The sequence below is a fragment of the Xanthomonas sp. 4461 genome, assembly GCF_024806475.1.
GTDB lineage: Bacteria > Pseudomonadota > Gammaproteobacteria > Xanthomonadales > Xanthomonadaceae > Xanthomonas > Xanthomonas arboricola_F.
Genome location: NZ_JANTYV010000001.1, coordinates 1,461,019 through 1,477,343, shown reverse-complemented (window position 1 = coordinate 1,477,343; position 16,325 = coordinate 1,461,019). Strand labels below are relative to the sequence as shown.

The following is a 16,325-nucleotide window of genomic DNA, read 5'->3' as shown; positions in this document are numbered from 1 at the left end:
TAGGCTCGGTGGCGGCATCCATGCCGCCACACGGCCCCGCAACCGGCGAGGACACCGCACCAGACCGTTGGCTGGCAGCTTTACTGAAAACCCTGCGAACCGACCATCTCGACTGGTCCTTGCCCGCCCACCGTCACGGGACCTTACGCGGCATGGATGCCGCGTAAGAGCTTACAAGGACGTACTTGCAGCGTGTCCCGTGACGGTGGGCGGGCAAGGGCCCTGCAGCAAACTCGCAGCATCGAAGGCGCGGTGCCCTCGCCGCTCGCGGGACACGCCGTTAACCCGTCCATGGGGGCTCGATGGCGGCATCCATTCCGCCAACGGTCCCGCAATCGGCGAGGACACCGCACCAGATAGTTGGCTGGCAGCTTTACTGAAAACCCTGCACACCGACCATCTTGACTGGCCCTTGCCCGCTCACCGTCACGGGACCTTACGCGGCATGGATGCCGCGTAAGAGCTTACAAGGACGTACTTGCAGCGTGTCCCGCGATGGTGGGCGGGCAAGGGCCCTGCAGTCAGGCAGCAGATCAGCCGCGTTGCGGCAGCCCCAGGCGGGCGCGGCCGGTGCTCGGAACCGGTATGTACCACTCGTATGCCCCGGCTCCTGCGCGCCGTCCGTGCCCACCTGGCGGCCGCTGGCTACGTTTTCCTGGCTGCTCTGAGTCTGCCGTTCGCGCCTACAACGAGCGCGGCAGGTTCTGGCTGTCCTGCTGGCCGGTGACCAAGGTCCAGCCGACCAGCTCGGTGGTGACCTGGGTCATCGCCTGTTCGAATGCCGCTGCCACAGCAGCCGTGTCGGTGCCGCTGGATGGGCGTGCGACCAGGAAGGTGCGCGAGGCGGCCACGCGTTGATCTGCCGAATGCAGCAGCTTGGCGTTGAGCTCGATCGTGGCCGAGGGCAGCGACTGGCCGGCGTAATCGGCTTCGAAGCGGCGCAGGTCGATCGCCAGCTTGTAGTCCGAGCGGATCCCGGCGCCGATGCGCGCAACCGCGGCGATCTTGCCGGAGTCTTCGAACGCGCGCACCACGCTGTCTTCCAGCATGTCGGTAGCCGGTTGCGCCCAGCCGGCGCCGTGGTAGACCTGCAACTCGCCCGGGGTCGGGCGCACGTTGATGCGCGGGCTGTCGACGATGCGGGCCGCGCTTGGCTTGGCGATCGCCAGCTGCCAGGTCACCTGCGGCCAGGTGGGATTGGGCGTGACGCGCACGGTGGGGGCATAGATCGTGGCCGGCTTCTGGTCGCCACCGGTCAGGACCGAGCAACCGCCCAGCGCCAGCAGCGAGACGCACAGCAAGGGACGCAACAGGCGCATGGCAGTCATTTCGGTTCGAACTCCTTGGGTGCGTCGCGACCGAGCAGGTAGCGCGCAGGGTTGTTGTCCAGTTTGTCGCTGACCCGGCGCAGGTCGCGGATCAGGCCGCGCAATTCGGTCAGTGTCGGTCCGAGCTGGCCCAGGCCGTCGTTGGCGAAGCTGTTGATGGCCGCACGGTTCTCGCCAAGGATGTTGTCGGCGTTGCCGGCGGCCGAATCCAGCTTGACCAGCGTTGCGTCCAGTTTGTTGAGGATGCCCGGCAGCTGCTGCACCAGGTTCTGGTCCAGCCGCTTGATGGTGCCATTGGTGGTGGTCAGGGTGGTATCCAGATTGCGCGCGGCATCGCGTGCGCTGACGATCAGCGCCTGCATGCCTTCGTCGCGGTCGGCGATGCCGCCGCTGATCTTTTCCAGGTTCTGCAGCGTGGCCGAAATGCTGGCCACGTTCTTGTCGGAGAGCATTTCGTCCATGCGCTCGACGATGCGGTTGGCGGTATCGGTGATGTTCTGCAATGCAGAGGGCGTGGTCTGGATGATCGGCGCATCGCTCTTGTCGATGGTGGTCAGCGACGGCGCCTCGGGCGTGCCGCCGGAGAGCTGGATGATCGACGGGCCGGTCAGGCTGGTGATGGCGAGCTTGGCGCGGGTGTCGCTCTTGATCGGCGTGGTGGAGTTGACCCGCACATGCGCCACCACCTGGCGCGGGTCGTTCGGCGCCAGCGTCAGCTCGGTGATCGAGCCCACCGCGATGCCGTTGTATTGCACGGGGCTGCCGACCGACAGGCCGGTCACCGCCTCGCGGAACACCACCCGGTACTGCTGCCAGGTGCGGTCGGAGGAGTACTTGGCGGCCCATAGCCCGAACAGCAGCAAGGCCAGGCCTGCCACGATGGTGAAGGCGCCGATCAGGACGTAATTGGCTTTGGTTTCCATGCTCAGGCGGTCTCGGTGGAGTCGGTCTTGGCCGCGCGCGCGGCGCGGGCACGCGGACCGTGGAAATATTCCTGGATCCAGGGGTGGTCGATCTGCTCGACCTCGGCCAGCGGTGCGTTGGCGATCACCTTGCGATCGGCCAGCACCGCGATGCGGTCGCAGATGGCGTACAGCGTATCCAGGTCATGGGTGATCAGGAACACGGTCAGGCCCAGCGCCTGCTGCAGGGTGCGGATCAGGCGGTCGAAGGCGGCCGCGCCGATCGGGTCCAGCCCGGCGGTGGGCTCGTCCAGAAACAGCAGCGGCGGGTCCAACGCCAGCGCCCGCGCCAGGCCGGCGCGCTTGCGCATGCCGCCGGACAATTGCGAGGGCAGCTTGTCCAGCGCATCGGCCGGCAGGCCGGCCAGCTTGATCTTCAGCAGCGCCAGCTCGAAATACCAGCGCTCGGGAAACTCGCCGTGATGTTCCTTCAGCGGCACCTGCACGTTTTCGCCGACGGTCATCGACGAGAACAGCGCGCCGTCCTGAAACAGCACCCCGGTATTGCGGGTGATGTGCTGGCGGTCGGCGAAACGGCCCGAGCGCGCGTCTGCACCCAATACCTGGATGCTGCCGGCGTCCGGCTCGCGCAGGCCCAGGATGCTGCGCATCAGCACCGACTTGCCGGTGCCCGAGCCGCCGACCACGCCCAGGATCTCACCGCGACGCACGTCCAGATCGAGTTCCTCGTGCACCACCTGGCTGCCGAAGCGGTTGGTCAGCCCGCGCACGGAAATCGCCAGCTGGTCGTCGTCGGCCTCTGGGCCGGGATTGGGGAGTGGGGATTCGGGATTGGTCAAGGCACTTCTCTCCCGAATACCAGTGCAAGCGCCTCGCTTCTGCTCTGCACGAATCCCAAATCCCGAATGTCGAATCCCCGCCTCATCACCACCCCATCTTCATGAACCACAACGCCGCAATCGCATCGAGGATGATGACCAAGGAAATCGTCTGCACCACCGAGGAGGTGGTGCGCTCGCCCACCGACTGCGCGGTGCCGCTGACCTTCAAACCTTCCAGGCAGCCGATCAGGCCGATCACCAGCGCAAACAACGGTGCCTTCGACAAGCCGACCAAGAAATGCCGCAACTGGATGGTGTCGTGCATGCGCGCCAGATACATCTGCGGCGGGATATCCAGATCGAATGCGCCCACGGTGACGCCCCCGGCCAGGCCGGCGATCATCGCGATGAAAGTCAGCAGCGGCAGGGTGAAGATCAGCGCCAGCAGGCGCGGAATCACCAGCAGGTCGATCGGGTCCAGCCCGAGGGTGCGGATGGCATCGACCTCTTCGCGCGACTTCATCGCCCCGATCTGCGCGGTGAACGCGCTGGCAGTGCGCCCGGCCAGCACGATGGCGGTCAGCAGCACGGCGAACTCGCGCAGGAAGGCGATCGACACCAGCTCCACCACGTAGATCTCCGCGCCGAAGTCGCGCAGGATGGTCGAGCCCAAAAACGCGATCACCGCGCCGACCAGATACGACAGCAGCACCACCAGCGGCACCGCATCCAGGCCGACCTGCTCCATGTGGTGCACGGTGGAGGTCAGGCGGAAGCGGCGCGGCTCGTGGATCAGCCGCCCGATCTTGACCATGTTTTCGCCCAGAAAGCTGTTCAGTTCCAGGATGCCCTGGCCGACGCCATGGGTGGTGCGGCCCAGGCGGTCGAGCGCGGCGACGAAGCCGTAGTCGCGCTTCGGCTTGGGGCGCTCGTCGTTGAGTTCTTCGATGGTGCACACCAGCGCCTGGTGTTCATCGCGGAAATCGATGGCGTCTTCTTTCAGCCCCAGGCGGCCGGCAAAGCGCAGCAGCTGCAGCACGCCGGCCGAATCCAGTTGCCCGATGCCGCGCGCGTCGATGCGACGCACCCCGTCGGGCACGGCTTGCAGCAGTTCGGCCTGGGGCAGGGCGGTCGCCAGGACCCAACTGCCGGAGAGTCGGACCTGTGCCTGATCCTGCGAGTCTTGTTCGATGCGTGGAGGTTGCGGTTTGATCATGGGTGGCCTGTCCGTGGCGCCAGCATACCGCGCCGGTGTGAGCGAAAGATGGGGACGCGACCGAAGCGATGTCGGTGCGGCCGCCGACGGAGCCGCCGGCCACGCGCGCTGCGGCATACACTGGCGGCCTCGCCGCACGGCGTTTTCCCGATCCGACCCGCCACGCATGTCCGCTGCCACCGTTGTCTTACCGTCCGCCAGCGCCACCTACGCCCAGCGCGTCGCCTTCGTGTCGGAAATTGCCGGGCGCCTGCATTCCTATGGCACCACCGCGCAGCGCCTGGAGGCTGCGGTGGTGGGTCTGTCGCAGAAACTGGGCCTGGATTGCGAGCCGTGGTCCAATCCCACCGGCATCATCCTGAGCTTCAGCGACCCGACCAAGGCGATCGGGTCCAGCGACATCACCCGCGTGATCCGGCTGGCGCCGGGCGAGAACGATCTCTACAAGCTCAGCGTGGCCGACTACGTGGCCGACAGCGTGGCCAACGGCCGCATGAGCATTGCGCAGGGCCACACCGCGTTGCGCCGCCTGGATCGTGAGGTCGACCGGCGCGGCAAGACCTTGCAGGTGCTGGCCTTCGGCCTGGCCGCGGCCGGCGTGGCCGGGTTGTGGAAGTTGCCCTGGCTGGATATCGCCACCGCTGGCGCGATCGGCATGTCGATCGGCCTGCTGACCCAGTACACCGACAAACGCCCCGCCACCAAGGAGGCCGGCGAAGCGCTGGCCGGACTGCTGGCTGGCGTGGTCGCCGCGCTGGTGGCCTCGCTGGTCGGGCCGCTGAATCTCAACACGGTGATCATCGCCTCGCTGGTGGTGCTGTTGCCGGGCATGTCGTTGACCAATGCGTTCAACGAGCTGGCCAGCCAGCACTGGGTGTCCGGCACGGCGCGGCTGGCCGGTGCGGTGACCACGGTGCTCAAGCTCACGGTGGGCGCGGTGATTGCGGTGACGCTGACCCAATTGATGGGTCTTCACCCCCAGGTGGCTGCCTTGCGTCCGCAAGCCGGCTGGGTGGAATGGGCCTCGTTGCTGGTGGCCGCTTATGCGTTTGCGGTGTTGTTCAAGGCCAATCGGCGCGATTATTTATGGATCATGGCCGCAGCGATGTCCGGTTATGTCATTGCGCGTTATGCCGGGCATGCCTGGGGCGGTCCGGCCGGAGTATTTGCCTCGGCCATGGCGTTGACTGCCGCCGGGAACCTGTTTGGGCGGGTGGTGCAAAAACCCGGTGCGCTGATTCGATTGCCGGGCATCATCATGCTGGTTCCCGGCAGCGTGAGCCTGCGGGGATTTTTGACCCTGGTGCAGCAACAGGATGTCAGCGTCGGACAAGCCGCATTGTTGGCGGTCACCAATATCGTGATGGCTTTGATGGCTGGTTTGCTGTTTGGGAACCTGCTGATTCCGGCGCGCAAGAATTTATGAGCTGCCAGAAAATCGCCCAATAAAAACGCCGGCAATGCCGGCGTTTTTATTGGACTGGATCAAGCGGCCTTGGACTTCTTGGCAGCGCGCTTGGTGGCCGTCTTGCGGGGCGCGGCCTTTTTTGCCGATGCCTTCTTTGCAGCGCCGCCGACCTTGCTGATCAGGAAGTCTTCCACCTTCTTGCCAGCAGCGGTCAGTTCGGCCAGCCAGCGCGGCTGCTTGCCACGGCCGGTCCAGGTTTCCTGGGCATTGGACGGGTTGCGGTATTTCGGCGCAACCTTGCCCAGCTTGCGGCCGGCGCGCGGACCCGGCTTGCCGGCAGCGGCCGGACGACCCGGGCCGGCACTGGCGGCGGTACCAAACAATTCTTCGATGGAATAACCCTGGGCTTTAGCCGCGCGGGTCAGCTGCGTGCGAACCTTGGCGATCGGGGCGCGCTTGGCAACCACGGTCTGCTGCTTCTTTGCATTTTTGATCAGGGCGCCCAGCTGCTTGGCCGACAGGCCAGAAAGATCGATCGACATCACTACTCCGGAAGATTGAGAGAGAAAGAATGCCGGTCCTTGGCAGCGGCGCCATCATAATGTCAGAAAACCCGCATGACAAATGCGCCGAAATAAATCGGCGCCTTGTGTTCATCCAATTGGAGCGTGATTGCCCGGTTTGATCAGCATCCCAGGCGGGAGAATAATCCGGCCTTATCCAGATTTTCCGCCGATTCGGCGGTGCGGGCGCGATATTCAAATGTGCCGGCTGCCAATCCACGTTCCGAGACCACCACCCGATGCGGAATGCCCAATAGTTCCATATCGGCAAACATTGCGCCGGGACGCAGGCCGCGATCGTCCAATGCGGCGTCGAGACCGGCGGCGATCAATTCGTCCAGCAATGCCTGGGCGGCGGCGACCACCTGGGCATCCTGCTTGGGGTTGATCACACATACCACCACCTGCCACGGTGCCATCGGGGCAGGCCAGAGGATGCCGGCGTCATCATGGTTCTGTTCGATTGCCGCCGCCACGATGCGCGAAATACCGATGCCGTAACAGCCCATCTTCATCACCGCGACCTTGCCGCTTTCGTCGATGACGGTGGCCTGCAGCGCCTGTGCGTACTGGCTGCCGAGCTGGAACACGTGCCCCACCTCGATACCGCGGGCCAGGCGCAGCTCGCCGCCATCGGCGGCGCGTTCGCCGTCGATGACGTTGCGCACATCGGCCACCGTGTCCGGCTCGGGCAGGTCACGGCCCCAGTTGACGCCGGCAAGGTGGGCGCCGGCCACGTTGGCGCCGACCACGAAATCGGCCATGGCCGCGACATCGCGATCGGCCACCACGCGCACCGGGCGGGCGGTGTTCACCGGCCCCAGGAAGCCCGGCTCGCAGCCGAGGTGGTCGCGGATTTCCGCCTCGTTGGCCAGGCGGTAGTCGGCCAGGCCGGCCACCTTGGCCAGCTTGATCTCGTTGACCGCGTGATCGCCGCGAACCAGCACCAGCACGAAGCCGGCGGCGGTCATCACCGCCACCGACTTGACCGTGCGCTGCATTGCGATGCCCAGCAGCTGGGCGACGTCTTCGCAGGTCTTCTGGGTGGGCGTATCGACCTGGCGCATGGCCTCAGCCGCTTCCGGACGCGGACCCGGCAGCGCGGCGCTGGCGGTTTCCACGTTGGCGGCGTAATCGGAGGCCGTGGAGAACGCCAGCGAGTCTTCGCCGGAGTCGGCGATGACGTGGAATTCCTGCGACGCATCGCCACCGATGGCGCCAGAGTCGGCCTGCACCGCGCGGAACTCCAGACCCAGGCGGGTGAAGATGCGGGTGTAGGCCGCACGCATGTTGTCGTATTCGCGCGCCATGTCCGCATCGGTGAGATGGAAGGAGTAGGCGTCCTTCATCAGGAACTCGCGCGCGCGCATCACCCCGAAGCGCGGGCGGATCTCATCGCGGAACTTGGTCTGGATCTGGTAGAAGTTCAGCGGCAGCTGCTTGTAGCTGTTGATCTCCTGGCGCGCGAAGTCGGCCGCGGCCTCTTCGGCGGTGGGGCTGTAGCAGAACTCCTGCTGCTTGCGGTCGCTGATCTTGAGCAACTGCCCGCCGAACTTTTCCCAACGCCCGGTGGCATCCCAGAGCTCGCGCGGCTGGATGGTGGGGAACAGCACTTCCACCGCCCCGGCGCGGTTCATCTCCTCGCGCACGATCGCCTCGACCTTGCGCAGCACGCGCAAGCCCAGCGGCGACCAGGTGTACAGCCCGGAGGCCAGCTTGCGGATCATGCCCGCGCGCAGCATCAGACGGTGGCTGACCAGCTCGGCGTCGGCCGGGGTTTCCTTGGTGGTGTGCAGGTGAAACTGGGAAAGACGCATCGGGCTTCGCTTGGGCGGAAAGCCCATAGTTTGCCAGTGTCGCGCCCTGCCGGTCATCGGCCAGTGGCTGCGTGGCGCTGCGCAGCGGCAGTGGCAGGCTTCCGGCTGGCCTGGTCAGGCGGCGGTGACGCCGGAGCGTCGGCCTGCCGTGTGAGCCCGGCCGCAGTGCCGGGGCTGTGGATGCGTCGCCTTCGATATGCCACGCGCCGATGGTGCGGTGCGTTGTCTCACTCTCGAATATCCCGACAGCCGCGCACGCTGCGCTAGCTGGATTCAGTTCGCCGGGCCGCCGGTCGTTGCCGGCTTGCAATAGGCCTTGGCGGCGGCTTCGGCCAGGTTGCGCTGCGCGGCGCGGGCATCCGGGTCCAGCGGGGTGCCGGGCTTGCCGTCGCCGGCGCCCATGGTCACCTCGCCCTTGCCGCTGAGCAGTTCCAGGTTGCGACGTGCGGTGAGGCAGTCCGCCGATTCCGGGGTGGCAGCCTCTGGCGCGGCGATGGCCGCAGTGCCGCTGCGGGCGTCGATCCGACGCGATTCGTAGCGCTGGCCGGTCGGCGGCGGGGTTTCGGTGTAGTGGGTCACGCCCTTGGCGTCCTTCCACTTATACAGATCGGTGGCGCCTGCAGTGGCGCTGAGCAGCAGCAACAGGGCGCAAAGCCCGGACGACAGGTGCATGTGGCTTCCCCTGGATGATTCCCCCCGCGATTGCAGCATCCACGGCCCGCGCTGGCAAGTGATCGCGCGGCGGCGGGGCGGGCGCGCTACCGCCGGACGGACCTCAGGCCCTACACTTGCCGGATGGATGAAATGAGACCGCCCCCGCGCTCGCGCACGATTTACCTGCTGCCGAACCTGTTCACCACCGCCGGGCTGTTTTCCGGTTTCTACGCCATCATCGCCGCCGCCAATGGTCAGTTCGTCCAGGCGGCGATGGCGGTGTTCGTGGCGGCGGTGATGGACGGGCTGGACGGCCGGGTCGCGCGCCTGACCAACACCAGCAGCGAATTCGGCGTGCAGTATGACTCGCTGGCCGATCTGGTCAGCTTCGGCATGGCCCCGGCGCTGGTGATGTACCACTGGTCGCTGTCGGCGCTGAAATACGACAGCAACGTGATGGGCCGGGTCGGCTGGTCGGCCGCCTTCTTGTATGCCGCTTGCGCGGCGCTGCGGCTGGCGCGCTTCAACACCCAGGTCGGCGTGGTCGACAAGCGCTGGTTCATCGGTCTGGCCAGCCCGGCCGCGGCCGGCTTGATGATGTCCTTCGTATGGGCGTTCGCCGACGACAGCCTGGGCTTCGACGGCGAGCAGCTGCGCTACGTGGCGCTGGCGGTCACGGTGGTATCGGCGCTGTTGATGGTCAGCCGGATCCGCTTCTGGAGCTTCAAGGGCGGCGCGCGTGGCCCGCGTGCCGACCGTGTGCCGTTCCTGGCATTGGCGGTCGCCACGGTGGTGATCGCGTTGCTGGTGATCGACCTGGCGCGGTCGCTGCTGGTGATCGGGGTGCTGTACGCGTTGTCCGGCCCGGCGATGTGGCTGTGGCGGCGCTGGCGGCGCGTGCCCGAGCTGCCATGAGCCTGCACCCATGAGCGAGTCTGCACACGAGCCGGTGTGGTCGGACCTGCAGGTGTCGTGCCTGCAGGCGATGGGGCACACCGTGTATCTGGATCGCGACACCGCCGATGCGCCGCCTGCGCCGATTGACCTCGTAGAGCACGCGCCGGTGCCTGCACCCGTGCGTGAGCCGCGTCTCGCGCCGGCGGCTCCGGCAGCTGCACCGCCGGCACGTCGTACTGCGCCCGCCGCGCCGGCGCAGTCGCATGTGCCCGGCACAGGTTCGGCGGCTGCACCGCAACGACGCAGCCGCGTTGGTCTGCCCGACCGCTTGCAGATGGCGTTGCTGCGCGCGTCCGGTTGCGACCCGGGCGACCCGTCGACGCAAGCCTTGATGGCCTCCTGGCCACTGGCCGAGTTGCGTGGCAACCCGGCCGCCAAGCGCGCGCTGTGGCCGCAGCTGCGCGCGCTGCGTCGCCGGCAGGACCCGGCGTGAGCGCAATGAACGCCCCGCTGCCCACGGCGCTGCGTGCCATGCGCGAAAGCGATCTGGACGTGGTGATGGAGATCGAGCAACGTGCCTATCCGTTTCCGTGGACGCGCAGCATCTTTCGCGATTGCCTGCAGGCGGGCTACCCGGGTTGGGTGATGGAGCAGAGCGGCCAGGTCATCGGCTACGGCATCATCAGCGTTGCCGCCGACGAGGCGCATGTCCTCAACGTCTGCATCGCGCCCGAAGCGCAGTCGCAAGGACATGGCCGCGCATTGTTGCGTGCACTGATCAAGGGCGCCTGCGACCGCGGCGCGCGGCGCGCATTTCTGGAGGTGCGTCCGTCCAATCCTTCGGCGATTGCGCTGTATCACTCCGAAGGCTTCAACGAGATCGGCCGTCGCCCGCGCTACTACCCTTCCCACACCGGACGCGAAGATGCGCTGGTGATGGCGATCGAGTTGTTCTTCGAAGGGTTTTCCTGAGCGACGCAGCAGCCCCGCCTAGGCGGGTTGCCCATCATCGAATCGATTGCAGGCGCCGACCGCACGCATGACGGGTGCGCATACCGACGGCCGTGCGCATGAAACGTGCGCGCCTGCCTGAGGGCACTTTGGCTTGGGCCGCTGCAGTCAGTCGCGTACGGGTCTGGGACACGTATTGGGTGTTGCATGCGAAAGCGACGCCGGCTGGCATGTTCTGCCGAGTGCATGGCAACGCGGCAGCGATGTTGGTCGGCGCGATGTGGTCGATCCCATTGTCTTGACGGCAGCTTGTAGCAGGCAGCGCGCGTGTGCCAGGCGCTTCATCCGGTCAGCAGCATCACAGCGGTTTTGCGTGTGCCGGTTGCTCGCATGGCGCGTCGCGGTTTCCATACTTGTCTCGACCAGATGCAGTGCGTTCGCATCGAACGCCTCAAGCGTGCGCGCAACGCGCACGCGCGTGCCTCGGCACGTTGCAACCGATGCTTTTGCCTGGAAAAAAGCGCGCAGATGTGATCGCGGCAACACGCTGGCTCGGATGCATGTCCAGCTGCAATGCGACACGCATCATGCTGCGCTGCAGTGTCCCTGGCGCTGTCTCCGCATGTCTTGATTACAACGTTTTGTCTTCTCTGTGGTGTCTCGCAACCGTTTGCGTGACTGCGCGAGCACATCGATGCATTGCCTAGATACAAGCGATTGCGATGCTCCTAGTATCCGTGTCGCGGAACTGAACATTACAGAGATGAAAAGTACGTTCCGCAGTCGCTAGACGAGGGATGCGCCGCCGCGCGGCGTATCGAACCCATTCGAGGGAGACATCAAGATGAAGCCGAAATTTTCGACGGCGGCCGCCGCGTCGCTGTTTGTCGGGTCGTTGCTGCTCACCGGCATTGCAAGCGCCGATCCAGCGCTGGAAGTTGCCACCACTGGGTGGGCGACACAGAACGGCGGCACCAAGGGCGGCTCCAAGGCCGCCGCTGCCAACATCTATACCGTCAAGAATGCCGCCGAGCTGAAGGCCGCGCTGAAGGCCAGCGTGGGCAGCAACGGGCGCATCATCAAGATCAGCGGCATCATTGATGTCAGCGAAGGCAAGCCGTACACCAAGACCTCGGACATGAAGACGCGTGCGCGTCTGGATATCCCGACCAAGACCACCTTGATCGGCATCACCAGCAACGCCGAGATCCGCGAAGGCTACATGTACGTCAAGGCCAACGACGTCATCATCCGCAACCTCACCATCGAAAATCCGTGGGACCCGGAGCCGGTCTGGGATCCGGATGACGGCAGCGCCGGCAACTGGAATTCCGAGTACGACGGCCTGACCGTGGAAGGCGCCACCAACGTCTGGGTGGACCACGTGACCTTTACCGATGGTCGCCGCACCGACGATCAGAACGGCACCGCCAATGGCCGACCCAAGCAGCATCACGATGGCGCGATGGACGTCAAGAAGGGCGCCAACTTCGTCACCATTTCCTACTCCGCGTTCAAGTCGCACGAGAAGAACGACCTGATCGGTTCCAGCGACAGCGCCTCCAGCACCGATAGCGGCAAGCTCAAGGTGACCATCCACAACACCTTGTTCGAGAACATCTCCGCACGTGCACCGCGTGTGCGTTTCGGCCAGGTGCATCTGTACAACAACTACCACGTGGGCAGTACCAGCAATAAGGTCTACCCGTTCTCGCACGCGCATGGCGTGGGCAAGGAATCGAAGATCTTTTCCGAGCGCAACGTGTTCGACATCAGCGGCGTGAGCAGCTGCGACAAGATCGCCGCCGACTACGGTGGCAGCGTGTATCGCGACCAGGGCTCGCTGCTCAATGGCAAGGCCTTGAGCTGCTCCTGGAACAGCAACATCGGCTGGACGCCGCCTTACACCTACAGCCTGCTGTCGGCCGACAAGGTGGCTGCGGACGTCAAGGCAAAAGCAGGCGCCGGCAAGCTGTAAGCGATCGCACTTGCTGAAAACGTTGCCACGCGCAGTGCACGACAACGTGCGCTGCGCGTGGCGCGTAGCCATTCCAGAAACGCAGGTGCAACATGTTGAAAATGTACTTTTAAATAATGTACAGAAGCATTAGCATCGGCCGGGTTCGCTAGGGGACTGGCCTGTTGGCCTGGGCGAACGCACGGGGAGCACGCCGCGCAGCGGCGTGTCACGCATCACTCAATCAAGAGACTTCATCACCATGTCGAACGCATCGACTGTTGTGGGACGTACCGTTGTGGGCGTTATGTTGAGCGCCGCGTTGTTGTCGACCACCGCCTATGCAGCAGACCCTGCGCTGGAAGTTGCCACCACCGGCTGGGCCACCCAGAACGGCGGCACAAAGGGCGGTTCCAAAGCCTCTGCAGCGGACATCTATACCGTCACCAATGCAGCGCAATTGAAGGCTGCGCTGAAGGCCGGCGCGGGCAGTAACGGGCGCATCATCAAGGTCAAGGGTGTCATCGACATCAGCGAAGGCAAGGCCTACACCAAGACCTCGGACATGAAGACGCGCGCGCGTCTGGATATCCCGACCAAGACCACGCTGATCGGCGTCGGTACCAATGCAGAAATCCGCGAAGGCTATTTCTACGTCAAGGCCAACGACGTCATCGTGCGCAACCTCACCATCGAAAATCCGTGGGATCCGGAACCGAAGTGGGATGCCGGCGATGGCGACAAAGGCAACTGGAATTCCGAGTACGACGGCCTGACCGTGGAAGGTGCCACCAATGTCTGGGTGGACCACGTGACCTTTACCGATGGTCGTCGCACCGACGATCAGAACGGCACCGCCAATGGCCGACCCAAGCAGCACCACGATGGCGCGATGGACGTCAAGAAGGGCGCCAACTTCGTGACCATCTCGTACTCGGCATTCAAGTCGCACGAGAAGAACAGCCTGATCGGTTCCAGCGACAGCGCGTCCAGCACCGACAGCGGCAAGCTCAAGGTGACCATCCACAACACCTTGTTCGAAAACATTTCCGCACGTGCACCGCGGGTGCGTTTCGGCCAGGTGCATCTGTACAACAACTACCACGTGGGCAGCACCAGCAATAAGGTCTACCCGTTCTCGCACGCGCATGGCGTAGGCAAGGAATCGAAGATCTTCTCCGAGAACAATGCCTTCGATATCAGCGGCGTGAGCAGCTGCGACAAGATCGCTGCCGATTACAAGGGCAGCGTGTACCGCGACCAGGGCTCGCTGCTCAATGGCAAGGCCTTGAGCTGCTCCTGGAACAGCAACATCGGCTGGAAACCGCCTTACACCTACAACCTGCTGTCTGCCAACAAGGTGGCTGCAGACGTCAAGGCCAAGGCCGGCGCCGGCAAGCTGTAACGCGCGATGCAGCGCTGCGATGGTTGCAGCGCTGCAGACCATCACACAACGCCCGCAGCGATGCGGGCGTTGTGCGTTTGCCCGGTTACCGTGGATGCCCGCTTGAGAACAGTCGACGAGGCCAGCACGCAACGCCAGTGCGCTTCAAACGATGCAATCGCCACGTGTCCTGCAAGCGGCGCGGTATCGCACGTCGATGAAGCAAAGTTCGCGTCGAACAACGCACTGGCACAAACGCGACCGTTGGGCCGCGCGGCCATGCCCGTCGGCGCAAGTGCGCTCAGTCCTGCGCTGCGTTGCTCGCGCTCTGGCCAGGCGTGCACACCGGTTTCTGGCGCTTGTCCACCAGCTTGCCCATCAGCCGGTCGCTCAGCGGCAGCATGTCGCCGTTGAGGCGCCAGTCGTAGATCACGCTGAAAGCCAGCACACGCGCAACGTACTCGCGGGTTTCCTTGTAGCTGATGGTCTCGATCCAGAAGTCCGGATCGAAGCCCGGCCGTTGCGATTGCCAGCGGCCGGTCGGGCCGGGGCCGGCGTTGTAGGCGGCGATGGTGAGATAGGGCAGGCCGTAGGTGTTGAGCAACTGGCGCAGGTACGCGGTGCCGATGGCGATGTTGGTGTCCGGCTCGTACAGGCTGGCGGCGCCTGCGTAGCCGGGCAGGGCGATGCCCTTGGCGACCGCCGCGCCGGTGCCGGGCAATACCTGCATCAAGCCCATGGCGTTGGCAGGCGACCGCGCACGCGGATTGAAGATGCTTTCGGCACGAATCTCTGCGGCGACCCATGCAGGGTCGATGGCATTCTTGGCGGCTTCGCGGCGAATGCTGTCATCGTGATGCAACGGGAAACGCAACGAATACAGTCGTTGCTCGTCCGGCTGTTTGCCGAGCGCAAACACCGCGCGGTCGAACCAGCCGTTGTCGCTGGCCACTCCCACTGCCAGGCGGCGCTGGGTGTCGTCGAAGCGGCTGGCGGCATCGTTCCATTCGGCCACGGCCCAACCGGGGCGATCGATCTGGAACAACGCAATCGCACGGGTCAATGCCGGGTCGCGCGCTACTGCGGCCTTTGCCTGCGGGCTGTCCTTGGGCTCCCACGGGCATAGCCGATACGGCTGCTGCAGGCGGTCGGCGGCCAGGAAGCCGTGGAAGGTCGGCGACTGCGCAGCGGCGCGATACAGCGGTTGTGCGGCCGCCGCCGAACCGGTCTTTTCGGTGAGGCGCGCTTCGAAATACTGCCAGCGCGAATCGGCGCGCTGGCTGGCAGGCATTCTGCGGATGGCGGCCAATGCCGCAGGCCAATCGCCGCGCGACATCGCCTCGCGCGCGCGCCATTCGTGCAGGCGCTCGTCGTAGGCTGCATCGGGCACCGCGTTGAGCCGGCGGGCCGAATCCGGCAGGTAGGACGCCACCGTCCACAACGCGATCTGATACAGCACCTGCCCGCGTTGCGCCTCGCTCAAGCCCAGCGCGCTGGCGAACTGCGGCAGCTGTTGCTCGGCGGCGTCCGGGTCGGTCTTGGCCAGCTTGGCCAGGCCATCGACGGCGATGCGGCGGCTGCGCTCGGTCTTGGGCCAACCCAATGCACGCGGGTGGACCTTGTCGAGAAAGGCGGCGTAATCGGTGGCCAGTGCCAGATCGGCCGCCGGCAAGCCGCGCGCCGCCGCACGCATCACTGCAGGCAGCTGCGCATCGGCAGCGGCTTCCACCCGCTCCCAGCGCAGTGCCGGGGTGAGTTCGCCGCGCGACTCCAGCCCCGCCACCACCGGCTCGCAGGCATCGGGCAGGGCCTTGCCGTTACGCCACAACGTCAACGCATCGCGGCTCCACTGTGCGTCCAGCTTGCCGGTAGCCTGGCGCGCGGTCAGCTGTGCGCAGCGCAGGCCCAGGTTGTCGGTGGTCTTCCAGTTGGCCAGCAAGGTGCTCCAGTCCTGGCGGCGCGCGACCGCCGGCAACCAGGCGCTGCGGAAGCTTTCGGCCACCGGCTGGCCGGCGTAACGCTGCAAAAATCCCTGCGCCTGCGCGTTGGAGACATTGTCGATGTTGCGCTTGAGCGTGGCGAATTCCAGCCAGCCATACAGCGGATGGCGGCTCAATGCAGAGAGCTGGGCGGGATCGGACTGGCCGCGTTCTGCGGCAGCGATCGCATCGCGCATGGCAGTCAATTGCGGATCCAGGCTTTGCGCATGCAGCGCAGTGCTGCCAAGGCACAACAGGCCGACGAAAACAGTGGCAAGACGCGGGAAATAAGTCATCGCGCGACTATACCGAAGCACGCCTGAGCGCTTGAGTGAACACGCATCGCACCCGGCAGCGTGCGGCACATCGACGCCACCCGGCGACGACCGTCTGGACGATGCGCTTATGCTCCGGGTGTCGGCATCAG

At 65.4% G+C, this 16,325-nt stretch carries 14 protein-coding genes and 1 other RNA gene; 7 read left to right on the top strand and 8 right to left on the bottom strand.

Annotated features, from left to right (window positions below):
• Positions 1 to 585 precede the first annotated feature (585 nt).
• Positions 586 to 661: non-coding RNA, sX9 sRNA (locus tag FHY19_RS06295), on the top strand.
• 22 nt (positions 662 to 683) lie between these two features.
• On the opposite strand, the gene FHY19_RS06290 is transcribed toward FHY19_RS06295, so the two are convergent.
• The 4 genes from FHY19_RS06290 to FHY19_RS06275 form a co-directional block, all read right to left on the bottom strand.
• The gene (locus FHY19_RS06290) at positions 684 to 1,328 is read right to left on the bottom strand and encodes an ABC-type transport auxiliary lipoprotein family protein (RefSeq protein ID WP_259163079.1); all 645 of its coding nucleotides are present in this window, start codon (positions 1,326 to 1,328) and stop codon (positions 684 to 686) included.
• The gene (locus tag FHY19_RS06285; RefSeq protein WP_005991785.1) at positions 1,325 to 2,251 is read right to left on the bottom strand and encodes an MlaD family protein; all 927 of its coding nucleotides are present in this window, start codon (positions 2,249 to 2,251) and stop codon (positions 1,325 to 1,327) included. The genes FHY19_RS06290 and FHY19_RS06285 overlap by 4 nt, the downstream gene beginning before the upstream one ends.
• A gap of 2 nt (positions 2,252 to 2,253) precedes the next feature.
• Positions 2,254 to 3,090 (bottom strand): ABC transporter ATP-binding protein, encoded by an 837-nt coding sequence (locus FHY19_RS06280; protein ID WP_259156499.1) that lies wholly within the window; start codon positions 3,088 to 3,090, stop codon positions 2,254 to 2,256.
• 85 nt (positions 3,091 to 3,175) lie between these two features.
• Entirely contained in the window at positions 3,176 to 4,405 is a 1,230-nt protein-coding gene (locus tag FHY19_RS06275) for an ABC transporter permease (RefSeq protein ID WP_259156496.1), read from the bottom strand.
• Positions 4,406 to 4,454: 49 nt separating this feature from the next.
• On the opposite strand from FHY19_RS06275, the gene FHY19_RS06270 reads away from it, so the two are divergent.
• Positions 4,455 to 5,714: a threonine/serine exporter family protein gene (locus FHY19_RS06270; RefSeq protein ID WP_259156494.1), complete on the top strand. Its 1,260-nt coding sequence runs from the start codon at positions 4,455 to 4,457 to the stop codon at positions 5,712 to 5,714.
• Positions 5,715 to 5,773: 59 nt separating this feature from the next.
• Here the strand turns inward: FHY19_RS06270 and FHY19_RS06265 are convergent, their stop codons facing one another.
• The 3 genes from FHY19_RS06265 to FHY19_RS06255 all read right to left on the bottom strand — a co-directional run bounded on the left by FHY19_RS06265 (position 5,774) and on the right by FHY19_RS06255 (position 8,748).
• A complete protein-coding gene (locus tag FHY19_RS06265) occupies positions 5,774 to 6,238 on the bottom strand; it encodes an H-NS family nucleoid-associated regulatory protein (RefSeq protein WP_259156493.1) in 465 nt (154 codons plus the stop codon).
• Positions 6,239 to 6,381: 143 nt separating this feature from the next.
• The gene (locus tag FHY19_RS06260; RefSeq protein WP_259163078.1) at positions 6,382 to 8,076 is read right to left on the bottom strand and encodes a proline--tRNA ligase; all 1,695 of its coding nucleotides are present in this window, start codon (positions 8,074 to 8,076) and stop codon (positions 6,382 to 6,384) included.
• Positions 8,077 to 8,349: 273 nt separating this feature from the next.
• Positions 8,350 to 8,748 (bottom strand): DUF4124 domain-containing protein, encoded by a 399-nt coding sequence (locus FHY19_RS06255; protein ID WP_259156490.1) that lies wholly within the window; start codon positions 8,746 to 8,748, stop codon positions 8,350 to 8,352.
• Between the two features lie 123 nt (positions 8,749 to 8,871).
• Between FHY19_RS06255 and pssA the strand changes: the two genes are divergently transcribed.
• The 5 genes from pssA (at position 8,872) to FHY19_RS06230 (ending at position 13,940) form a co-directional block, all read left to right on the top strand.
• Positions 8,872 to 9,645, top strand: a complete 774-nt coding sequence (gene pssA / locus FHY19_RS06250; RefSeq protein ID WP_259156489.1) for a CDP-diacylglycerol--serine O-phosphatidyltransferase — start codon at positions 8,872 to 8,874, stop codon at positions 9,643 to 9,645.
• Positions 9,646 to 9,655: 10 nt separating this feature from the next.
• On the top strand, positions 9,656 to 10,120 hold the full coding sequence (locus FHY19_RS06245) for a DNA polymerase III subunit psi (protein ID WP_259163077.1): 465 nt from the start codon (positions 9,656 to 9,658) through the stop codon (positions 10,118 to 10,120).
• Positions 10,117 to 10,599: a ribosomal protein S18-alanine N-acetyltransferase gene (gene rimI / locus FHY19_RS06240; RefSeq protein WP_259163076.1), complete on the top strand. Its 483-nt coding sequence runs from the start codon at positions 10,117 to 10,119 to the stop codon at positions 10,597 to 10,599. Before FHY19_RS06245 ends, rimI begins: the two co-directional genes overlap by 4 nt.
• Positions 10,600 to 11,422: 823 nt before the next feature.
• Complete coding sequence (locus FHY19_RS06235) at positions 11,423 to 12,556, top strand: pectate lyase (RefSeq protein ID WP_259156483.1); 1,134 nt, start codon at positions 11,423 to 11,425, stop codon at positions 12,554 to 12,556.
• A gap of 286 nt (positions 12,557 to 12,842) precedes the next feature.
• Positions 12,843 to 13,940: a pectate lyase gene (locus FHY19_RS06230; RefSeq protein ID WP_259164072.1), complete on the top strand. Its 1,098-nt coding sequence runs from the start codon at positions 12,843 to 12,845 to the stop codon at positions 13,938 to 13,940.
• Positions 13,941 to 14,220: 280 nt separating this feature from the next.
• Here FHY19_RS06230 and FHY19_RS06225 read toward each other — a convergent pair whose 3' ends face one another.
• Positions 14,221 to 16,194 carry a transglycosylase SLT domain-containing protein gene (locus tag FHY19_RS06225; RefSeq protein ID WP_259163075.1) on the bottom strand — a complete coding sequence of 658 codons (1,974 nt, stop codon included), beginning with the start codon at positions 16,192 to 16,194 and terminating at the stop codon, positions 14,221 to 14,223.
• Between the last annotated feature and the right edge of the window lie 131 nt (positions 16,195 to 16,325).

Bases quoted from the DNA above. Each gene is read 5' to 3' on its own strand.
- FHY19_RS06265 (WP_259156493.1), bottom strand. From the start codon at position 6,238: ATGTCGATCGATCTTTCTGGCCTGTCGGCCAAGCAGCTGGGCGCCCTG.
- FHY19_RS06285 (WP_005991785.1), bottom strand. From the start codon at position 2,251: ATGGAAACCAAAGCCAATTACGTCCTGATCGGCGCCTTCACCATCGTG.
- FHY19_RS06225 (WP_259163075.1), bottom strand. From the start codon at position 16,194: ATGACTTATTTCCCGCGTCTTGCCACTGTTTTCGTCGGCCTGTTGTGC.
- FHY19_RS06270 (WP_259156494.1), top strand. From the start codon at position 4,455: ATGTCCGCTGCCACCGTTGTCTTACCGTCCGCCAGCGCCACCTACGCC.
- FHY19_RS06275 (WP_259156496.1), bottom strand. From the start codon at position 4,405: ATGCCGCAGCGCGCGTGGCCGGCGGCTCCGTCGGCGGCCGCACCGACA.
- FHY19_RS06290 (WP_259163079.1), bottom strand. From the start codon at position 1,328: ATGACTGCCATGCGCCTGTTGCGTCCCTTGCTGTGCGTCTCGCTGCTG.
- FHY19_RS06260 (WP_259163078.1), bottom strand. From the start codon at position 8,076: ATGCGTCTTTCCCAGTTTCACCTGCACACCACCAAGGAAACCCCGGCC.
- FHY19_RS06235 (WP_259156483.1), top strand. From the start codon at position 11,423: ATGAAGCCGAAATTTTCGACGGCGGCCGCCGCGTCGCTGTTTGTCGGG.
- pssA (WP_259156489.1), top strand. From the start codon at position 8,872: ATGGATGAAATGAGACCGCCCCCGCGCTCGCGCACGATTTACCTGCTG.
- FHY19_RS06245 (WP_259163077.1), top strand. From the start codon at position 9,656: ATGAGCGAGTCTGCACACGAGCCGGTGTGGTCGGACCTGCAGGTGTCG.
- FHY19_RS06255 (WP_259156490.1), bottom strand. From the start codon at position 8,748: ATGCACCTGTCGTCCGGGCTTTGCGCCCTGTTGCTGCTGCTCAGCGCC.
- FHY19_RS06230 (WP_259164072.1), top strand. From the start codon at position 12,843: ATGTTGAGCGCCGCGTTGTTGTCGACCACCGCCTATGCAGCAGACCCT.